The 1134-nt window shown below is 58.7% G+C and carries 1 protein-coding gene; it reads right to left on the minus strand.

The window, feature by feature from the left end; all coding sequences use genetic code 11:
* The coding region (locus WG622_RS19185; protein WP_339404909.1) for a cadherin-like domain-containing protein at window positions 1-1134 on the minus strand (1134 nt) is incomplete at both ends.

Here is a 1134-nt window from a genome sequence, read left to right on the forward strand (position 1 = left end):
TCACAGCCGTCGCACCATGGGCGTCCTCGGCGGTAACTTGGATTGTCACATCGCGGGTTTCGCCCACGGCCAAGTCTTGGAAGTCCGCGCCCGGATCGAAGGTCAGCGTTGTACCAGAGATGCTTGCGCTGCCCTCACTTGGGTTGCCGGTCACAGAATACGTCAGGGTGGACCCATCATCATCGCTGTCAACATCCGCACCTAGGGTTGCGAGATCCACGTCAACCGTCACGCCGTCTTCATCAGCAGACGCAAGCGCCGCCGCAAGAGTTGGAGCGTCGTTGGCGCCAGTCACGGTCACCGTCACCGGGTTTACTGCCGTCGCACCATGGGCGTCCTCGGCGGTGACTTGGATCGTCACATCGCGGGTTTCACCCAGTGCAAGGTCTTGGAAATCAGAGCCCGGGTCAAAGGTCAGCGTTGTGCCAGAAATGCTCGCGCTTCCCTCACTCGGGGTGCCAGTGATGGAATAAGTCAGCGTTGACCCATCATCGTCGCTGTCCGCGTCCGCGCCAAGAGCCGCGAGATCCACATCAACCGTCACGCCGTCTTCGCTAGCAGATGCAAGCCCATCCGCCAGAGTTGGAGCGTCATTCGCACCGGTCACGGTTACGGTCACATCGTTCACCGCCGTCGCACCATGTGCGTCCTCGGCAGTAATCTGAATCACCACATTGCGGGTTTCGCCCTGCCCGAGATCCTGGAATTCTGAGCCCGGATCAAAGGTCAGAGTTGCGCCGGAAATGCTGGCAACCCCCTCGCCCGGTTGGCCTGTGATGGTATACTTGAGTGTGGAGCCATCATCATCACTGTCGACGTCATCGCCTATGCTGGACAGATCGAAATTAACAGCACCTCCGTCCTCATTGGCGGCAATACTACCCTCGGCCAAAGTCGGGACGTCGTTAATTCCCGTGATTGTGATTGTGGCGGTTTCGGTGGCGCTGTCATTGGCCGCGCCGCTGTCATCGGTCACCGTGTAGGTGAAGGTATCGGTCGCGGTTTCGCCTTCTGCCAGATGCTCAAAGGCTCCGTTGGCCGAATAGGTAAAGGTGCCGTCACCGTTATTTGTGACCTCGCCTTGTGTCCCTGTCGTATCCACGCTGAAGCTATGGGTATCCGTTGTATCTACGT

The sequence above is a fragment of the Cognatishimia coralii genome (assembly GCF_037478305.1).
In the GTDB taxonomy this organism is placed as follows: domain Bacteria; phylum Pseudomonadota; class Alphaproteobacteria; order Rhodobacterales; family Rhodobacteraceae; genus Cognatishimia; species Cognatishimia coralii.